This is a genomic window from Streptomyces sp. NRRL S-340 (assembly GCF_000720185.1).
Lineage (GTDB): Bacteria > Actinomycetota > Actinomycetes > Streptomycetales > Streptomycetaceae > Streptomyces.
Map to the genome: position 1 here is coordinate 1 of NZ_JOIY01000063.1, position 19,121 is coordinate 19,121.

Below are 19,121 nucleotides of genomic sequence, written 5' to 3' on the forward strand. Positions count from 1 at the left end.
AAAAAGGAGGGGGGGGGGGGGGGGGGGGGGGGGGAGGGGGGGGAGGGGGGGGAGGGGGGGGGGGGGGAACGCCCGCGGCTCGCGGGCGTTCCTGGCGGCCGGTTACCGGCCCGTGGGGGCGGCGGCGCTGCTGCGCGGTGCCGGGGCGTTCAGCGGAAGACGCCGGTGTGGCCGAGCGAGTAGCGGCCCGGCTGCGGGTAGACGGCGAGGCCGTGCGGGCCGCTGCCGACCTTGATGCGGGCCAGCTGCCGGCCGGTGCCGGTGTCGATGGCGTACACCTCGGAGTTGTAGCGGCCCGACAGCCAGAGCACCTTGCCGTCGGCCGAGACACCGCCCATGTCGGGGCTGCCGCCGTGCGGCAGGCGCCACTTCCCGGTCAGCTTGTGCCGGGCGAAGTCGTAGACCGAGATGGTGCCCTCCCCCCGGTTGGAGACGTACATCCGGCGGGAGTCGCGGCTGACGTAGAGACCGTGGGCGCCCTTGCCGGTGTACAGGAACTCCGGCTTGCCGAACGTGCCGCCGTCCAGGATCCACAGGCCGTTCGCCACCATGTCGGCCACGTAGAACCGCTTGCCGTCCGGTGACATCTTCACGTCCTGCGGCATGGCCCCGCGGAAGGCGAGCTTCTGCTGTCCGACGACCTTCATCGCCGCCGTGTCGACCTTGAGGAGTTCGCCGCTGAACTCGCAGGAGACGATGAAGTAGCGGCCGTCGGCCGAGAAGTCGGCGTGGTTGACCCCGGCACAGCCGACCGGGACGGTCTTGACCCGCTCCATGGTGTGCGCGTCGCGGAAGACGAGCTGGCGGTCCTTGGAGGCCATCACGACGGCGTACCTGCCGTCCGGCGTGAAGTACAGGTTGTACGGGTCGTGCACGTCGACCGGTTTGCCGGCCTTGCCGGTCCTCGGGTCGATGGGAGTCAGCGAGTTGCCGAGGTCGTTGTTGACCCACAGCGTCTTCAGGTCCCAGGACGGCACGACGTGCTGCGGCTGGCGGCCGACCGGGATGGTCTCCATGACCTTGTACGTCCCGGGGTCGATGACCGTGACCGTGTTGGAGTTGGTGTTGGGGACGTAGACCCGCGAGGGGAAGTCCTTGACGGTGTCGGAGAGCCGGCCCGGGCGGTCGGCGGCGTAGACGTCCTTCGGGTCGAGGACGGGCGGCATGCCGGGCAGGGCGTCGAAGGCCTGCCGCTGGGGCCGGGCGGGCGCCTTGCTGGCGAGGGCTTCACCGGTGGGGTGCGGGGCGGAGCCCCCGCCGCTGCACGCGGACAGCGCGGCCAGTGCGGCGCAGGCCGCGCCGGCGACGAGGATCCGGGCCGGGCGGGAGACGGACGTAGGACTGGGACGCATCAGCTCAGCAGCTCCGTGGTGGTGACCGCGCGCAGACCGCGGCGGTCGAGTTCGGCGAGGAGGGCGGGAAGGGCGGTGGCCGTGCCGGGACAGCCGAAGTGCAGGCTCACCACGGAACCGCCGCGGACCCGGTCCAGCACGTTGCGGGTGACCGCGGCGGCACCGGGCGAGGTGTAGTCGAGCGAGTCGACGTCGTAGGAGAGCACGTGCGGGTAGCCCGCGGTGCGCGCGAGCCGTTCGACCAGCGGGGAGGCGGTGAGGGCGCGGGACGGCCGGAACCAGGTGCCGATCGATCCGGTGAGCCGCTTCAGGCGGTCCGCGCAGGCGGTGATCTCGGACCGGGCCGCGGCCTCTGGCATGTCGTTGACGGACAGGTGGTGCTGGGTGTGGTTGCCGAGGTCGTGGCCGCCGTCGAGGATCCGGCGGGCCATCTCCGGGTGGGCGTCGAGCCAGGTGCCGACGGCGAGCACGGTCACCCGGGCTCCGTGTTCCTCGGCCGTGCCGAGCAGGGTGCGGGCGAGCGCCGGATCGCCCTGGCCGTGGAAGGTGAGGGCGACGCGGGGCTCGTTGCGCGGGCCGTGGCTGATCTGGGCGGGCTGCCCCAGGAAGGAGCGGGGGGCGGGGGCGGCCCGGGGCGCGGCGGAGGTGTGCGCGGCGGGCCGCGAGGAGCCGGAACCGGCTCCGGCGGAGGCGGAGGCCCCGGGCGGGGCGTCGGACGCGGCGGAGTGCGGGGCGGTACCGGTGGACGCGCACCCGGCGGCGAGGGCGCCCCCGGCGACGAGTCCGGCACCGGCCCGCAGCACGCCACGACGGTCGGTGGTGGTCACCCGCACCATTTAAGGGGCGCAAAGTAAGAAAACGGGCGATCCACTCGGATACCCGCCGGGTGAGCGTCGGTCGGGCGGCCGCGACGCAGCGCAAGTCGGGGCGGGGCGGGTGCCGTGACGCCGGGGCAGGACCGGCCGGGCGACGGCCGTCTCACGCCGGGTCAGGACCTGCCGGACGGCGGTGGTCTCACGCCGGGTCAGGACCTGCCGGACGGCGGTGGTCTCACGCCGGGTCAGGACCGGAGAGCTTGTCGACCAGGAACAGGCCCCGGCCGCTGAGGTCGAGGTCCTGGACGGGCATCAGGCACGGCAGGCCGCGGGAGGGGTCGCGGACCTCGATGCGGATGCGGCCGGTGCGGCGGCGCATACGGAGGCCGAAGGCCCGGGCGCCGGTGTGCCGTACGGCGTTGCCCACGAGTTCCGAGACGAGCAGGACCGCGTCCTCGGTGAGTTTCGGGGACAGCCCCCACTGGCGCAGGACGACGACCTGCACCAGCCGGCGCGCGCTGGCGGCCGACTCGGGACGGGACGGCAGCTGCACCTCCGACTCGGTCGGATTTCCGTACAACTCCACGGCGGCCAGCGCTCGTTCGTCCTCGACCGCGGGCGACCAGCGCGGTACGGCCGCATGTCCCTGTCCCCGCGGCTGCTCGATGCCCTCCAGCCCCGCCATGCCCCCATCATGGCCGTCCGCGGCGCCCTCCGGGGCCGTTCCGGCGGAATGCGCCCCTTGAACGCCCCCGCCCCACCCCTCGGAATGGCATATGCCGCAGGCATTTCGAATGCGGCTGCGGCCGGGCCGGCCTGCACGAACGGCCCGGCCGGCGGCGGACGCCCGCCGCCTTCGCTCCGCACGCTCCGGCATGCCCCGAGGCTTCCCTGAACGCCCCATCGAGCGACCCGCGAACGGGGACCTCAGACGAACTTGGCCTTCCCGGGGCCCTCCTCCACGAAGCTGCGCATGCCGCGCTCGCGGTCCTCGGTGGCGAACAGCCCCGCGAACCAGTTCCGCTCGACGGCGAGCCCGGTGTCGATGTCCGTCTCCAGGCCGGTGTCGATCGCCTCCTTGGCCGCGCGCAGCGCGATCGCCGGCCCCTGGGCGAGCCTCGCCGCCCACGCGTGCGCGGCCTCGTAGACCTCGGCGGCCGGGACCACCCGGTCCACCAGGCCGAGGGCGAGGGCCTCGTCGGCCCTGACCTGGCGGCCGGTGAAGATGAGGTCCTTGGCCTTGGAAGGGCCGATCAGGCGGGACAGCCGCTGGGTGCCGCCCGCGCCCGGGATGAGGCCGAGCAGGATCTCCGGCTGGCCCAGCTTGGCGTTGTCGGCGGCGATCCGGTAGTCCGCGCAGAGCGCCAGCTCGCAGCCGCCGCCCAGCGCGTAGCCGGTGACCGCGGCGACCACCGGCTTGGGGATGCGGGCCACGGCGGTGAAGGAGTCCTGCAGGGCGCGGGCCCGCAGCACCATCGCCGCGTGGTCCATCACCTGCATCTCCTTGATGTCCGCGCCGGCCGCGAACACCTTCTCGCCGCCGTAGATCACCACGGCGCGCACGTCCGCGCGGCGCGTGGCCTCCTCGGCGAGTTCCTTGAGCCGGTCCTGCGTGGCGACGTCGAGCGCGTTCATGGGCGGGCGGTCCAGGCGCAGCGTGCCGACGCCCTCGGCGACTTCCAGAGATACGGTCATGCCCCGCAGGTTAGCGGTCGTTCACGCGGGAGGCAGCACCGGTGCGCGCCGGACCGCACCGGCGCGCGTGGGCGGCACCGGTGCGCGCGCACCCGCGGACGGCAGGTGCCGCGCCCCGCCGAGGGGGCGCGGGGTGCCCGTCCTTACGACTTCCACTCCTGCCACGACATGTTCCAGCCGTTGAGGCCGTTGTCCGGGGCGACGGTCTTCTCGTGGGCGTTCTTGACGAGGACCACGTCGCCGATCATCGAGTGGTTGAAGAACCAGGCGGCCGGCGTGGAGCTGTCGTAGCCGCCGCGGACGTCGCGCAGGCCGATGCAGCCGTGGCTGGCGTTGTAGTTGCCGAAGGCGTCGCCGCCCCAGTAGTTGCCGTGGGCGAAGGTGCCGGAGGTGGTCAGCCGGATGGCGTGCGGGACGTCCTTGATGTCGTACTCGCCGCCGTAGCCGACGGTCTCGCCGTTCATCCGGGTCACCGAGAGCTTCTCGCTGATGACCATCCGGCCGTTCCAGGTGTCGTAGCCGGGCTTGCCGGTGGTGACCGGGAGGGTCTTGACCGTCTTCCCGTCCCGCGTGACCTTCATCGTGTGCTTCTTGGCGTCCACGACGGACACCTGGTTGCGGCCGATGGTGAAGGAGACGGTCTTGCTCTGCTTGCCGTAGACGCCGGGGCGGCCCTCCACGCCGTCGAGACTGAGCTTGACGGTGACCTTGGTGCCGGCCTTCCAGTAGTGCTCCGGGCGGAAGTCGAGCCGGTCGTTGCCGAACCAGTGCCCCTCGACGTCGACGGCCGGTTCGGTCTTGATCTCGATGGCCTTCTCGACGGCGTCCGGGTGCGTGATGCCCCGGGTGAAGTTGACGGAGAACGGCATTCCGACCCCGACGGTGGAGCCGTCCTCGGGTGTGAAGCTGCCGATGAAGGTGTTCTTCGGCGTCAGCGTGGTGAAGCTGGAGTCCTGGGCCGCCTGGCGGCCGTCGGAGTCCTTGGCGACGGCGTGGACCGTGTACTTGGTCGAGGCGGCCAGGTGGGTCGACGGCGTCCAGGTGGTGCCGCCGCCGGTTATCTTCCCCGATATCTGCGCGCCCTTGGCGTCCTTGACGACGACCTGGGTGAGCGTGCCCTTGCTCGCGCCGACCTTCAGGGCGCCGCTGGTGTCGACGGAGGTCGCGCCGTCCTTGGGGGCGATGGTGAGGACCGCCTGCGACTGCTTGCTCCCGGCGGCTCCGGAGTCCTTGCCCTTGCCCTGCCCGCCCTCGGTGCCGGTATCGCCCCCGCCGCAGGCGCTGACCGCGAGGACCAGCGCACCGGAGACCAGCGCCAGCATCCCCCTGGTCCCCCGGCGTCCCCCCGGGCCCCGCCGCCGGCCCGACCCCACCGACGCCCCCGATATCGCCCGCATGTTCAACTCTGTCTCCTCCCCCGGGCCGGTCAGCCAGCCCCGAGCCCCAGCGCTCACCGCGCACACTCGCGCATAGTAACCACAAGGTCAGGGGCCAGATGTCAGGCAATTGTCACTGTTGCGTCCCAAGTTCGACAGCCACGGGAAACGGCCGTCGACCGGCCCCGCCCTCCGCCTCCCCCGGGGCCTTCGCCCCCGTCCCGGACGGCGGCCTTCCCCCCGCCCCGCGGACGGCTTCCCCGTCTCCTCGTCCCGCGGACGGCTCCGCCCGGCCGGGCCCGGTCACTTGACCGCGCCGCCCGCCTTCCAGTCGTCCCAGTTCATGTTCCAGCCGCCGAGTCCGTTGTCCGCGCTCACGGTCCTGTCCTCGCTGTGGACGATCTCCACCACGTCACCGACGAGGCTGCGGTCGAAGAACCAGCCCGCGGGGGTGTCGGAGCCGCCGCCCTTGACGTCCTTCAGGCCCACGCAGCCGTGGCTGACGTTGGCCCGCCCGAACGGCTCCGGCACCGACCAGTAGTTGCCGTGCAGGAAGGTGCCGGAGTCGGTGAGCCGCATGGCGTGCGGGACGTCGGGGATGTCGTACTCGCCGCCGAAACCGACCGTCCGGCTGTTCATCCGGGTGACCTCCTGCATCTCCATCACCACCATCTTCCCGTTGTAGGTGGTGTGCCGGGGCGCCCCGGCGGTGATGGGGACGGTCGCCAGCAGCTCGCCGTCGCGGCGCACCTGCATGGTGTGCTCGGCGGCGTCGACCAGGGAGACCTGGCTGCGGCCCACGGTGAAGGAGAAGGACTTGTGCTGGAGCCCGTAGACACCGGGGGCCGCCTGGACGTCCCTCAGCCGCAGGTCGACGGTGACCCGGGTGCCCGGCGTCCAGTAGTGCTCGGGACGGAAGTCCAGCCGGTCCCTGCCGAACCAGTGCGGCCGGATCTCCACCGGTGGCCGCGAGGTGACCCGGACGGCACGCTGGACGGCGGCACGGTCGGCGATCTCCCGGCTGAACGCCAGGGAGACGATCATCCCGGTGCCGACCACCGCCCGGTCCTCCGGGGTGACGTAGCCGATGAAGCGCTCCTCGGGGACGTAGGTGGTGAAGCCGGCGTGCCGGGCCCAGCGGTGCCCCTCGCCGTCGACGGCCACGGCGTCGACCGTGTACCGGGCGGCGAGGGCGAGCCTGTCGTCGTCGGGCCGCCAGGTGCGGCCGTCGCGGGAGAGGCGGCCGGTGACCTGTGTGTCTTGCGCGTCCTGGGAGCGGACGACCTTGACGGACTCCAGGTGCCCGGTGCCGGCCCGCACCCGCAGTCTCGTGCCCGGCCGCACGCCCTGGCTGCCGTCGTGCGGCGAGATCCGGACCGCGTTCGCCGCCGCCGCGACTCCGCCGGGGGCCCCGCCCGGCCCGCCGGTGGTGCAGCCGGTGGCCCCGGCCAGCAGGCCTGCCCATGTCAGTACGGCGGCCAGCGCGGCCCCCGCGCGCCGTGCGCGCCGTTGTACGTGCCTCACGAGCTGCCCAACGACCGGCCCGCCCCCGGGAAACGTGAGTGCGAGCCGAGCGCTGGGCAGAACAGTGAGGAGGAGCATGCGCCCGGAAGCCGCGCCGGGAGGAAGCCGCGGAGACGGACCGGAGCCGAACGAGCCGCACCAGCCGGAGAAACCGAAAAAAAGGGGCCGACCAGGTGTCCAGCGCAGCCGAGCAGGAGGCGGTGGCGGGCGGGCGCGCCACCGGGAACGGGCGCACGGGTGACATCGGGCGCACGGGTGACGCCGGGCGCACCGGTGCCGACGGGCACTCCGGTGCCGACGGGCACGCCGGTGAGGGCGCGCGTCCGTCCGGTGTCGTGACCGGGGCGCGGCGCGCCGCGCCGCCGCCCGCCGAGCCCGTGTGGCCCGGCGCGCCCACGCCCCTGGGCGCCCGCTTCCGGGTGGGTCCGGACGGCGTGGCGGGGACGAACTTCGCCCTGTGGGCAGGCGGCGCGGAAGCGGTCGACGTCTGTCTGTTCGACGAGGCCGGCCGGGAGACCCGGGCCCGCCTGACCGAGCTGACGCACGAGATCTGGCACGGCTTCGTCCCCGGCGTGCTGCCGGGCCGGCGCTACGGGTTCCGGGTGCACGGCCGCTGGGACCCGTGGACCGGCGCCCGCTGGAACCCGGCGAAGCTGCTGCTCGACCCGTACGCGCGCGCGGTGGACGGCGAGTTCGCGCTGCCCCCGGAGGTCTACGGGCACGTACGGGACTGGCCGGAGCAGCACGTCGCCGACACCGTGCGCGACGACCGCGACTCGGCGCCCTTCGTCCCCAAGGGCGTGGTCGTCCAGGACGACGACGACTGGTCGGACGACCGGCGCCCCAAGACGCCCTGGGCGGACTCGGTCATCTACGAGCTGCACGTGCGCGGCTTCACCAAGCTGCACCCGGGCATCCCCGAGGAGCTGCGGGGCACCTACGCCGGTCTCGCCCACCCGGCGGCGATCGAGCACCTGGTGAAGCTGGGGGTGACGGCGGTGGAGCTGCTGCCGGTGCACCAGTTCGCCCACGAGGACCACCTGCTGCGCCGCGGCCTGCGCAACCACTGGGGGTACAACTCGATCGGCTACTTCGCCCCGCACGCCGCCTACGCCGCCTCCGGCACCGCAGGACAGCAGGTCGGCGAGTTCAAGCGGATGGTGCGCGCGCTGCACGCGGCCGGCATCGAGGTCGTCCTGGACGTGGTCTACAACCACACCGCCGAGGCGAGCGAGTACGGTCCCACCCTGTCCCTGAAGGGCATCGACAACCAGCGCTACTACCGCCTCGCGCCCGACGCCCGCCGGTACGCCGACTACACCGGCTGCGGCAACACCCTGAACGTCGTCCAGCCGCACGTGCTGCGGCTGATCACCGACTCGCTGCGCTATTGGGTGACCGAGATGGGCGTGGACGGCTTCCGCTTCGACCTGGCGGCGGCGCTGGCCCGTTCGCTGCACGACGTCGACATGCTCTCCCCGTTCCTCGCCGTCATCGCGCAGGACCCGGTGCTGCGCCGGGTCAAACTGATCGCCGAGCCGTGGGACATCGGTTCGGGCGGCTACCAGGTGGGCGCCTTCCCGCCGCTGTGGGCGGAGTGGAACGACCGCTACCGCGACGCCGTGCGGGACTTCTGGCGCCACGCGCTGCCGGACGTGCGGGAGATGGGCTACCGGCTGTCCGGCTCCAGCGACCTCTACGCCTGGGGCGGGCGGCGCCCCTACGCGTCCGTCAACTTCGTCACCGCGCACGACGGCTTCACCCTGCGCGACCTGGTGAGTTACGACCGCAAGCACAACGAGGCCAACGGCGAGGGCAACCGGGACGGCTCGGACGACAACCGCTCCTGGAACTGCGGCGCGGAAGGCGAGAGCGACGACGAGCGGATCCGGGCGCTGCGGCGCAGGCAGCTGCGGAACCTGCTGACCACGCTGCTGCTGTCCACGGGCGTGCCGATGCTGGTCGCGGGGGACGAGCTGGGCCGCACCCAGCGCGGCAACAACAACGCCTACTGCCAGGACAACGAGATCGGCTGGCTGGACTGGAGCCTGCTCGACGACCCGGGCTGGAAGGCGCTGTTCGAGCTGACGTCCCGGCTGATCGCGCTGCGCCACCGGCACCCCGTGCTGCGCCGCCGGGCGTTCTTCTCCGGGCTCGCGCACTCGGCGGACGGACTGCGGGACCTGGCCTGGTTCACCGCGCGGGGCACCGAGATGACGGAGGGCGACTGGTACGCGCCCGCCGCCACTTTGGGCATGTACCTGTCCGGCAGGGACATCCCGGGCCGGGACGAGCGCGGCGCGCCGGTCCTCGACGACAGCTTCCTGGCCGTGCTGCACGCCGGGGAGGGACCGGTGGACTTCGTCCTGCCGGGGCCGCCGTGGGCGGAGCGTTACGAGGTGGTGGTGGACACCGGCCGCGAGGACCAGGCCGGGGCGCCCGGCGGGACCCACCCGGCGGGGACGGCGGTCACCGTGCCGGGGCGCACGGTGCTGCTGCTGAGGGTGGCCGGCTGAGATCCGCCGGCCGCGGGCGGTGCGGGTGCCGCTGCGGGTTCGGGCGAGCGGTCGACGGGGTGACGGACTCACGGGCGTCCACCGCGGTCGACGGGTTGACGGCGAAAAGTGTGAGTGGTTGACTACACCTATGAAGACGGAACGGCCCCGCCAGCTGTCCACCGCCGAGGAGCGCCGCGAGACGGTCCTGAACACCGCCATCGGTGCCTTCGCGGCCAAGGGCTACTTCGGCACCACCACGAACGAGGTGGCCAGGGCGGCCGGCATCTCCCAGGCGTACGTCTACCGGCTCTTCCCCACCAAGGAGGCCCTGTTCACCGCGGTCGTCGAGCGCTGCTTCGTGCGGGTGCGGGCGGCCCTGGAGGAGGGCGCCGCCCGGGCCGCGGGCAGCGCACCGGACGCGGTCCTGTCCGCCATGGGTGACGCCTACGCCAGACTGATCAGCGACAACGACCTGATGCTCGTCCAGTTGCACGCCCAGGCGGCGGCGGTCTCCGAGCCCGCCGTCCGGGAGGCGGTGCGCGCGGGTTACGCCCGCACGGTCGAGTACGTCCGCGGCGCCTCGGGGGGCGGCGAGGAGCAGGTCCAGAGCTTCTTCGCCGTCGGCATGCTGTGCCACCTGCTGGTGTCGCTCGACGCCGACTCCGTCGACGCGCCCTGGACCCGGACGCTGGCCACGGGCATCCGGCACCACTGACACCCGCCCCACCCCTCGCCCCCTTCACGGGCGGCCGACGGGCCCGCCACCGGCCCGGCAGCCGCCCTTTTCCGGAGCCATTCAGTGAGTGATCAACCACTCATAAAGAAACGGAGAGCAGCCATGCGTGTCACCGAGATCGTCCTCCCCGCTCCCGGGGAGCCGGAGACCCTGCGGACCCGGGTGCGCGACCTGCCGGAGCCGGGGCCCGGCCAGGCCCTGGTCCGCGTCGAGGCCAGCGGCGTGACCTTCGCGGAGCAGCAGATGCGCCGCGGCACGTACTACGACATGCCGGCCTTCCCCTTCGTCCCCGGCTACGACCTCGTCGGCGTCGTGGAGGCGGTCGGCGAGCCCGTACCGGGACAGCCGTCCCCCGCCCCGGGGCAGCGGGTCGCCGCGCTGACCAAGACCGGCGGCTGGGCCGACCACGCGCTGCTGGAGGCCGCCGACCTCGTCCCGGTCCCCGACGGCGTGGGTGCGGCCGAGGCCGAGACGCTGGTGACCAACGGCGCCACCGCCTGGCGCATGCTGCACCGCAGCGCGCGCGTGCGGCCGGGCGGGACCGTCGTGGTGCACGGCGCCAACGGCGGTGTCGGCAGCGTCCTGGTGCAGCTCGCCCGCGCCCACGGGGTGCGGGTCATCGGCACCGCCTCCGCCCGCCACCAGGAAGCCGTCCGCGCGATGGGCGCCCTCCCCGTCGACTACCGCCGCGACGTGCCCGCCCAGGTCCGCGCCCTCGCCCCGCACGGCGTGGCCGCCGTCTTCGACCACGTCGGCGGCCCGGGCATCAAGGACTCCTGGCGGATGCTCGCCCCCGGCGGCACCCTCGTCTCCTACGGCAGCGCCGCCACCCGCGACGCGCCCGGGAACGGCAGGACCGCGGTCCTCGCGCTGGTGGGCCGGCTGCTGCTGTGGAACGCGCTGCCCAACGGCCGCCACGCCCACTTCTTCAACCTGTGGGCCGGCCGGGCCAGGCGCCCCGAGCGCTTCAGGGCGCTGCTGCGCGAGGATCTCGCCCAGGTCTTCGCGCTGCTCCGCTCCGGCGCCCTGACGGCCAGGATCGACCGCGTCTACCCGCTCGCCCAGGCCGCCGAGGCCCTGCGGTACGCCGAGTCCGGGTCCGTGGTCGGCAAGGTCGTCATCGCGCCGGGCGCACCCGCCGTCGGCTGACCCGTGCCCCGGGGCGGTCAGCCGAGGATCCCCCGGTCGTAGGCGGCCGCGACGGCCGCCGCCCGGTCCTTGACGCCGAGCTTGGCGTACAGGTGGGTGAGGTGGGTCTTCACCGTGGCCTCGCTGATGAACAGCTCCCGGGCGATCTCCCGGTTGGAGGTGCCCCGGGCGACCAGGACCAGCACCTCGCGCTCGCGGGCGGAGAGCGGTTCGCTGCCCGCGGCGGGGGCGCGGACCGCGGAGACCAGGCGGGAGGCGACGGCCGGGGAGAGCACCGTACGGCCCTCGGCGGCGGCCCGCACCGCGGTGAACAGCTCCTCGCGCGGGGCGTCCTTGAGCAGGTAGCCGGTGGCGCCCGCCTCGATCGCGGGCAGCGTGTCGGAGTCGGTGTCGTACGTCGTCAGCACGAGCACCTTCGCGCGGGCGCCGCGGCGGGTCAGCTCCCGGATCGCGTCCACGCCCGAGCCGCCCGGCATCCGCAGGTCCATGAGGACGACGTCCGGGTCGAGCGCGGCGGCCTTCTCCACCGCCTCGGCACCGCCGGACGCCTCGCCGAGCACGGTGAACCCGGACGCGGCCTCGAACATGCCGCGCAGACCGTCCCGTACGACGGGGTGGTCGTCGACGATCAGCAGGGAGATGGGTGTGTCATCGGTCATCGCCCACCAAAGGTACGCGAGCCGAGACCGCCGTACCGTGGCCGGGCTCGGACTCGACCGTCAGGGAGCCCGCGATGCGTTCGGCGCGGGCGCGCATGCCGTCCAGGCCGAACCCGCCGGCGCGGGTGCGGGCGGGCACGGCGAGCGGGTCGAAGCCCCGGCCGTCGTCGCGGATGTCCAGGGACACCATGTCGCCCATGAAGGAGAGCGTGACGCCGACCCGGGAGCAGCGGGCGTGCCGGGCGGCGTTGGACAGGGCCTCCTGGGCGATGCGCAGCAGCGTCGCCGAGACCTCGTCGTGCAGCGGCAGGGCGGTGCCGGTCACGGTGAAGTCGGCCCGGGTTCCGTTCCGTTCGCCCCACTGTGCGACGGTGCTCTTCAGCGCCTCCGGCAGCCCGGCGTCCGCCAGGTCCACCGGGGCGAGGTTGTGCACCGAGCGGCGGGCCTCGCCCAGGCTGTGCCGGGCCAGGTCCATGGCGCGGCCCACGTGCTCGCGGGCCGTCGCCTCGTCCGGCGCGGCCGACACCACCTGGAGCTGGGCGATGATGCCGGTCAGCCCCTGGGCGAGGGTGTCGTGGATCTCGGCGGCCAGGCGCCGGCGCTCGTCGGCGACACCGGCCTCGCGGGCCTGGAGGAGGAGCTGGGCGTGCAGCGCGGCGTTCTCGTCGAGGGCCTGCTGCAACGCCGTGTTGGTGCGCTCCAGTTCGCAGATGCTGGCGGCCTGGGTGCGGGCGCGGGCCTGCTCCTGGTCGGCGTACCGGGTGAACACGAGGACCAGGCCGGCGTTGGCGCCGAGCACCACGACGAAGCCGAACCAGAGGACCAGGCCGTGCGGCGGCATCCCGCCGATCTCGCTGCCGGCCATGGTGACGGCGGTCAGGCACAGGCCGGGCAGCACCAGCCGGCGCGACAGGTGCCGGGCCGCGGTGTAGTAGCCGGCGACGGCGTAGAAGGCGAAGAACGGGTTGAGCCAGGTCAGGACGAAGCCCAGGGCCCAGCGCGCGAAGTAGAAGCAGGCGCTCGCCCGCCCCGGCATCGGCCGTTCGCGGGCCCAGCGCGTCCATCCCGCCTGGAGGACCAGCGCGACGAGCACCAGGACGACGGCGACGGCGATCTCGCCCCGGCTCATGCCGACCGCGGCGGCCGAGCCGGCCGCCGTGAGCACGGCCACGACGAGCAGGGCGTAAGGCCCCCAGGTGTCGAAGGAGGCCCGGGGCTGCTTCCACTCGGCGGTCGTCGTGGCTGTGGTGTCCGGCATGGCCCCAGTGTCCGGCACGGCCCCTCTCGCGGGCACGGCCCCGGCGTCGGGCATGAGGGAGGTCACTCCCAGCGGAACCAGCGGGCGGCACCGGCGGTGAGCAGCACCGTCCACGCCACCAGCACGCCCAGGTGGGTCCAGCCCGGCCAGTGACCGGCGGCGGCCTGGTTCAGGGCCTGCGCGGCGGCGCCGAAGGGCGTGTACCCGACGATCCGGGCGAGCACGTGGGGCATGGACTGCACCGGCACCCACAGGCCCGCGCAGAACATCATCGGGAAGACGACGACGCCCCCGATCGCGCCGGCGATCTTCGTGGTGCGCGACAGCGCGGAGACGACGGAGCCCAGCGCGAGGGCGGCGCAGACGGCCAGCAGCAGCGCGAGCGCGTAGCCGAAGGGCTGCTCGGGCAGGCGTACGCCGAAGGCGAGGCGGCCGACGGACAGGGCGAGCAGGGCCGACACCAGCGCGGCACCCGCGAAGAGCACCATGTGCGCCGAGAGCAGGACGAACGGCCGGACCGGAGTGGCGGACATCCGGCGCAGGATGCCGCGCTCGCGGTAGCCGGTGAGGACCTGCGGCATGGCCTGCAGCCCGCCGAGGATCATGCCGAGCAGCACCGCGACGGGCACGTAGACGTCGACGAGCCGCAGCCCGCCGAGCCCGCTGTCGTGCTCCCGGAAGGACGGGACGGACCCGAGGATCGCCAGCAGCAGGGAGGGGAACAGCAGGATCCAGAAGATCGCGCCGGGCTCGCGGCGGAACAGGCGGATCTCGGTGCGCAGCACGGCCGGGTTCACAAGGGCGCTGCTCATGCGGCGGCCTCCGTCAGGTCCAGGAACGCGTCGTCGAGCGTGGCGTCGCTGACGCGGAGTTGGTGGGCGGTGATGTGGTGGCGGGCGAGCAGGGTGATGACCGCGTTGACGGTGGTGTCGGTGCCGGACAGCGTGATCCGGCCGTCCTTCGACGTCACCGACGCCAGGTCGGGCAGCGCGTTCAGCTCACGCTCGTCCAGCGGCGCGGACGGGGTGAAGCTGATGACGGTGGCGCCCGCCGAGCGCCGGATCAGCCCCTGCGGGGTGTCCAGGGCGGCGATCCGGCCCTGGTCGATCACGGCGATCCGGTCGCACAGCCGCTGCGCCTCCTCCATGAAGTGCGTCACCAGCAGGACGGTGACGCCACCCGCCCGGACGTCCTCGATGAGCTGCCAGGTGTCGCGGCGGGCGCGCGGGTCGAGCCCGGTGGTCAGCTCGTCCAGGACGACGACCCGGGGGTTTCCGACCAGGGCGAGAGCGATGAACAGGCGCTGCTTCTGGCCGCCGGACAGCTTGGCGAAGCGGGTGGTGAGCTTGCCGGTGAGGCCGAGGCGCTCGGCGAGCGGGCGCCAGTCGGCCGGGCGCGGATAGAAGGAGGCGTACAGCTCCAGCGCCTCGCGGACGGTGAGCTTGGGCTGCAGCTCGCTCTGCTGGAGCTGCGCGCCGAGGACGCGGGCGACCTCCTCGTGGTCGGTGACCGGGTCGAGCCCGGTGACCCGGACCCGGCCCGCGTCGGGCACCCGCAGGCCCTCGACGCACTCCACGGTGGTGGTCTTCCCGGCGCCGTTCGGGCCGAGGACGCCGAAGATCTCACCTTCCTCGACGGCGAAGGAGACGCCGTCGACGACGGCCCGGCCGGCGTAGGACTTGCGCAGTTCGCTGACTTCGATGACGGACATGGCATCAGGGTCCCGGCCGGCGGCATCCGCGCACATCGCCCGACGCGCTCGAAGCGGCATCAGCCGATCGGTTGATGCGGCGCTACGACCGTACGGCGGGCAGGGTCGGCCGACAGGACGAAGGCGGAGGCCGGGGGCGGATCGGTGCACGGGCGCGCGGGGGGGGGCGCGCAGGGGGTGGTGCGCCGGGCGGGGCGCGGCGGAGGGCGACGGTGCCGGGGCAGAGGCGCATCGGAGAGCGGTTCCGGCGGGGCGGGGACACGGCGGACGGGATTCCGGCGGGGCGGGAGTGCGGTGGCGGGGCAGCGGCGCATCGGAGAGCGGTTCCGGCGGGGCAGGGGCGCATCGAAGAGCGGTTCCGGCGGGGCGGGGTCGGCCAAAACTCGGTGGGCGATGTCAGTGCCGGTCCGTAGTCTCCGCAGTGATGTCCACTACACCTACACCTGCCACCGCCCGGCCCCCTGCCGCCCCCGTCCGCCCCGACGAGCCGTCCCCGTCCGCCGCCCCGGCCGCCGGGCGGTCGGCCGTCAGGACGCTGCTGCGCCTGTGGCCGTACGTGCGCCCGGTGCGCACGCGGTTGTCCGTCGCCGCGTTCGTGGCGATCGTCGCCTCCTGCGTGGGGCTGGTGATCCCGCTGGTCCTGAAGTGGCTGGTGGACGGACCGGTCGCCGACCGGGACCAGGGCGGTGTGTGGCTGGGCGCGCTGTACCTGCTGCTGCTCGGCATCGCGGAAGCCCTGCTGTTCGGGCTGCGCAGGTGGCTGGTGGCCCGCCCGCTGGCGAACGTCGAGGCCGGGATGCGGGCCGGCCTGTACGGGCACCTGCAACGGCTGCCGGTCGCCTTCCACGACCGCTGGGCGTCGGGCCAGTTGCTGTCCCGGGGCACGACCGACCTGATGCTGCTGCGTCAGTTCCTCGCCTTCCCCCTGACGTTCCTGCTGGTCAACGGAGTGACGATCCTGGTGGGCGTCGTCATCATGCTGGTCCAGGACTGGACGCTGGGCCTGGTGATGCTGGCGCCCGCCGTGCCGCTGATCGCCCTGAGCGCCCTCTTCGAGACGCGGTACGCGCACGTGGCGCGGCTGGCGCAGGACCAGGCCGGCGACCTGACGACGGTGGTCGAGGAGAGCGTGCTCGGCATCCGCATCATCAAGGGGTTCGGACGGCACCGCAGCCAGGCGCGGGCGTTCCGCGAGCTGTCGGCCACCCTGCGCGGCACCGAACTGCGCAAGGCCCGGCTGCTGGCGACCATCTGGGCGGTCATCATGTGCCTGCCCGAAGTGGCCATCGGGGCCACGCTGGTGGTGGGGGCGGTGCAGGTGGCGGACGGCGGGCTGTCGGCGGGCACGCTGGTCGCCTTCCTGTCCACGGCGCTCGCCCTGCGCTGGCCGGTGGAGTCGATCGGCTTCCTGCTCGCGATGAGCCAGGAGGCGGCGACCGCCACCGAGCGGTACTTCGAGGTGCTGGACGCGGAACCGGAGTCCACCGGGCCGGACGCCGTGACGCCGGACGCTCACGCCGCGACCGGCAGCGGCGGCGGCAGCGGCCTCACGGCCGTCAGGACCGTCAGGACCGTCAAGGGGGACGCAGACACCGGCACCGTGAGGGCGGACGGGCGCACCGGCACGGTGACGGACGGAGGCACCGTGGCGGCCGACGGCACCGGCTCCGTTACGGCCGGCGTGCAGGCGGACGGCGGCGCCGGCGAGCCCGTCGCGGGCGGGCTCCGCTTCGAGAACGTCCGCTTCCGCTACCCCGACGCCCCGCCCGGCTCCCCGCCCCTGCTCGACCGTGTCGACCTGCACGTCCGTCCCGGCGAGTCGATGGCCCTGGTCGGCGCCACCGGGAGCGGCAAGACGACCCTGACGGCGCTCGTGCCCCGCCTGCACGAGGTGACCTCCGGTCGGATCACGCTGGACGGCACCAACATCCGCGCGATGGACCGGCGGACCCTGCGCACCCTCGTCGCCGTCGCCTTCGAGGAACCCACCCTGTTCTCCGCGAGCGTCGGCGACAACGTTCTCATGGGTGCCGGCGAAGACGCGGACGCCGGTGAGCTGGACCGCGCGCTCGCCGTGGCGCAGGCGGAGTTCGCGCACGCCCTCCCGCAGGGCACCGCGACACAGGTCGGCGAGATGGGCCTGAGCCTGTCCGGCGGCCAGCGCCAGCGCCTGGCGCTGGCCCGCGCGGTCGTCGGCCGGCCCCGGTTCCTCGTCCTGGACGACCCGCTGTCCGCCCTCGACGTGCACACCGAGGCCGCCGTGGAGGCCGCGCTGCGCCAGGTGCTCGCCGACACCACGGCCCTCATCGTCGCCCACCGCCCCTCCACGGTGCTGCTGGCCGACCGCGTCGCCCTGCTCTCCGGCGGCCGGATCACCGCCGTGGGCACCCACCACGAACTGCTGCGCACCAACGCCGAGTACGCCCGCCTGATGTCCGGCGGCGGCCCCCGCGACGAGGAGGACGACGACCGATGACGGCCCCCACGACGTCCGTCCCGGCCCCCGGCGAGAAGGACGGCCTGCCCCGGACGGGCACCACCGGGGACACCGGCGACCCCTTCGACCGGGACGTGCTGCCCACTCCCCCGGGCGCCACGGCCGCCCTGCTGCGCTCGCTGCTGGCGCCCATGAAGGCGCGCGTGGCCGTCACCACGCTCGTGCTGCTGCTCCAGCAGGCGGCCGTGCAGGCGGGCCCGCTGCTGGTGGCGTACGCCATCGACACGGCCGTCCCCGCCTTCCGCGGCCACGACCACGGGCCGCTGGTCGCGGTCGCCGCCGGCTACCTGCTGTGCGCGCTGGCCTCGGGCGCCCTGCAGTGGGTGTTCATCGTGGCCGCCGCCCGGGTCAACCAGGACGTCCTGCTGGACCTGCGCGGCCGGATCTTCCGGCACGCGCAGGCCCTGAGCGTGGACTTCCACGAGCGCTACACCTCGGGCCGGCTCATCTCCCGCTCCACCACGGACGTGGAGTCGCTGCGCGAACTGCTCAACGAGGGCCTGCAGGAACTGATCACCGTCGTCCTGTCCTTCGTCTCCATCTCGGCGATGCTGCTCTGGCTCGACGCCGGTCTCGGCACGGTCGCGGTGGCCTCGTTCGTGCCGCTGTACCTGCTGGTGCGGCTCTACCAGCGGCGCGTGGGGCGGGTGTACCGGGAGCGGTCCACGGCGATCGCGGCGGTGATCGTGAAGTTCGTGGAGACGATGAACGGCATCCGGCCGGTGCGGGCCTTCCGCCGGGAGCGGGCCAACGACGCCGCCTTCGCCGCCCTCAACCGGCGCCACGAGCGGGCCAACGGCGACGCGCTCCTGGAGATGGCCCGCTATGTCGTCGGCTCCCGGCTGGTGGCGAACACGGCGGTCGCGGCGATCGTCCTGTGGGGTGCCTGGCGGGTCACGGACGGCTCGCTGGAACTGGGGGTGCTGGCGGCGGCGGTGCTGTACCTGCGCCGGCTGTACGACCCCATCGACCGGCTCGGCATGTTCCTGAACTCCTACCAGTCGGCGGCGGCCTCCCTGGAGAAGATCGCGGGGCTGCTCGCGCAGACGCCGTCGGTGCCCGAGCCGCCGGCGCCGCGTCCGCTGCCGCCCCGCAGGTCCGCCCTGCCCGGCCGTGAGGTGGTCTTCGACGGCGTCCGCTTCGCCTACCGCACCGGCGGGGAGGTGCTGCCCCGCTTCTCCCTGACGCTCCCGGCCGGGCAGACCGTCGCGGTGGTGGGCTCCACCGGCGCGGGCAAGTCGACCCTGGCCAAGCTGCTGGCCCGCTTCTACGACCCGAGCGAGGGCCGGGTGCTGCTGGACGGCGTGGACCTGCGCGAGCTGGCCGTGCCCGAACTGCGGCGCGGGGTCGTCATGGTGACGCAGGAGGCCTTCCTGTTCTCCGGGACGGTCGCCGAGAACATCGCCATCGGACGCCCCGAGGCGAGCCGCGAGGAGATCGAGCGGGCCGCGAAGGCGATCGGCGCCCACGACTTCATCAGCGCCCTGCCCGACGGGTACGACACGGACGTGCGCAAGCGCGGCGGCCGGATCTCCGCGGGCCAGCGCCAACTCGTCGCTTTCGCCCGCGCGTTGCTCGCCGACCCGGCGGTGCTGATCCTGGACGAGGCGACCAGTTCGCTGGACGTCCCCGGCGAGCAGGCCGTGCAGCGCGCGATGGCGACGGTCCTGCGGGGCCGTACGGCGGTGGTCATCGCCCACCGTCTGTCCACGGTCGAGATCGCCGACCGGGTGCTGGTGATGGAGCACGGCCGGATCGTCGAGGACGGCACACCGTCCGGACTCGTCGCGGGCACCGGCCGCTTCGCGCACCTGCACCGCGCCTGGCGCGACAGCCTGGCCTGAACGACTG

Annotated in this window: 15 protein-coding genes; 5 read left to right on the top strand and 10 right to left on the bottom strand. The window is 73.7% G+C overall.

From position 1 onward, the window contains the following. Positions 1 to 149: 149 nt before the first annotated feature. From IG64_RS34425 to IG64_RS34450, 6 genes are all read right to left on the bottom strand, one after another. Entirely contained in the window at positions 150 to 1,352 is a 1,203-nt protein-coding gene (locus IG64_RS34425) for a beta-propeller fold lactonase family protein (protein ID WP_037863693.1), read from the bottom strand. Beyond that, positions 1,352 to 2,179: a polysaccharide deacetylase family protein gene (locus tag IG64_RS34430; RefSeq protein WP_420710034.1), complete on the bottom strand. Its 828-nt coding sequence runs from the start codon at positions 2,177 to 2,179 to the stop codon at positions 1,352 to 1,354. Before IG64_RS34430 ends, IG64_RS34425 begins: the two co-directional genes overlap by 1 nt. A 223-nt stretch (positions 2,180 to 2,402) precedes the next feature. Beyond that, complete coding sequence (locus IG64_RS34435) at positions 2,403 to 2,852, bottom strand: ATP-binding protein (RefSeq protein ID WP_051813666.1); 450 nt, start codon at positions 2,850 to 2,852, stop codon at positions 2,403 to 2,405. A gap of 242 nt (positions 2,853 to 3,094) precedes the next feature. Further along, complete coding sequence (locus IG64_RS34440) at positions 3,095 to 3,862, bottom strand: enoyl-CoA hydratase/isomerase family protein (RefSeq protein ID WP_037863698.1); 768 nt, start codon at positions 3,860 to 3,862, stop codon at positions 3,095 to 3,097. 143 nt (positions 3,863 to 4,005) lie between these two features. Then, on the bottom strand, positions 4,006 to 5,265 hold the full coding sequence (locus tag IG64_RS34445) for a L,D-transpeptidase (RefSeq protein ID WP_420710036.1): 1,260 nt from the start codon (positions 5,263 to 5,265) through the stop codon (positions 4,006 to 4,008). A gap of 276 nt (positions 5,266 to 5,541) precedes the next feature. Beyond that, positions 5,542 to 6,762, bottom strand: a complete 1,221-nt coding sequence (locus tag IG64_RS34450; protein ID WP_037863701.1) for a L,D-transpeptidase — start codon at positions 6,760 to 6,762, stop codon at positions 5,542 to 5,544. Between the two features lie 173 nt (positions 6,763 to 6,935). Between IG64_RS34450 and glgX the strand changes: the two genes are divergently transcribed. The 3 genes from glgX to IG64_RS34465 all read left to right on the top strand — a co-directional run bounded on the left by glgX (position 6,936) and on the right by IG64_RS34465 (position 11,145). Beyond that, the gene (gene glgX, locus IG64_RS34455) at positions 6,936 to 9,278 is read left to right on the top strand and encodes a glycogen debranching protein GlgX (protein WP_037863703.1); all 2,343 of its coding nucleotides are present in this window, start codon (positions 6,936 to 6,938) and stop codon (positions 9,276 to 9,278) included. Between the two features lie 130 nt (positions 9,279 to 9,408). Then, a complete protein-coding gene (locus IG64_RS34460; protein WP_037863706.1) occupies positions 9,409 to 9,975 on the top strand; it encodes a TetR/AcrR family transcriptional regulator in 567 nt (188 codons plus the stop codon). Positions 9,976 to 10,098: 123 nt separating this feature from the next. After that, entirely contained in the window at positions 10,099 to 11,145 is a 1,047-nt protein-coding gene (locus IG64_RS34465) for a medium chain dehydrogenase/reductase family protein (RefSeq protein ID WP_037863709.1), read from the top strand. A gap of 17 nt (positions 11,146 to 11,162) precedes the next feature. Here the strand turns inward: IG64_RS34465 and IG64_RS34470 are convergent, their stop codons facing one another. The 4 genes from IG64_RS34470 to IG64_RS34485 form a co-directional block, all read right to left on the bottom strand. Further along, positions 11,163 to 11,804, bottom strand: coding sequence for a response regulator (locus tag IG64_RS34470; RefSeq protein ID WP_037863713.1), 642 nt, complete (start codon positions 11,802 to 11,804; stop codon positions 11,163 to 11,165). Continuing rightward, the gene (locus IG64_RS34475; protein WP_107474439.1) at positions 11,794 to 13,062 is read right to left on the bottom strand and encodes a sensor histidine kinase; all 1,269 of its coding nucleotides are present in this window, start codon (positions 13,060 to 13,062) and stop codon (positions 11,794 to 11,796) included. Before IG64_RS34475 ends, IG64_RS34470 begins: the two co-directional genes overlap by 11 nt. Positions 13,063 to 13,124: 62 nt before the next feature. Continuing rightward, positions 13,125 to 13,874: an ABC transporter permease gene (locus IG64_RS34480; RefSeq protein ID WP_199811713.1), complete on the bottom strand. Its 750-nt coding sequence runs from the start codon at positions 13,872 to 13,874 to the stop codon at positions 13,125 to 13,127. After that, a complete protein-coding gene (locus tag IG64_RS34485; protein WP_037863720.1) occupies positions 13,871 to 14,773 on the bottom strand; it encodes an ABC transporter ATP-binding protein in 903 nt (300 codons plus the stop codon). Before IG64_RS34485 ends, IG64_RS34480 begins: the two co-directional genes overlap by 4 nt. Before the next feature lie 424 nt (positions 14,774 to 15,197). On the opposite strand from IG64_RS34485, the gene IG64_RS34490 reads away from it, so the two are divergent. Next, the gene (locus tag IG64_RS34490; RefSeq protein ID WP_051813668.1) at positions 15,198 to 17,249 is read left to right on the top strand and encodes an ABC transporter ATP-binding protein; all 2,052 of its coding nucleotides are present in this window, start codon (positions 15,198 to 15,200) and stop codon (positions 17,247 to 17,249) included. After that, positions 17,246 to 19,114 carry an ABC transporter ATP-binding protein gene (locus IG64_RS34495; protein WP_037863723.1) on the top strand — a complete coding sequence of 623 codons (1,869 nt, stop codon included), beginning with the start codon at positions 17,246 to 17,248 and terminating at the stop codon, positions 19,112 to 19,114. Before IG64_RS34490 ends, IG64_RS34495 begins: the two co-directional genes overlap by 4 nt. Positions 19,115 to 19,121 lie beyond the last annotated feature (7 nt).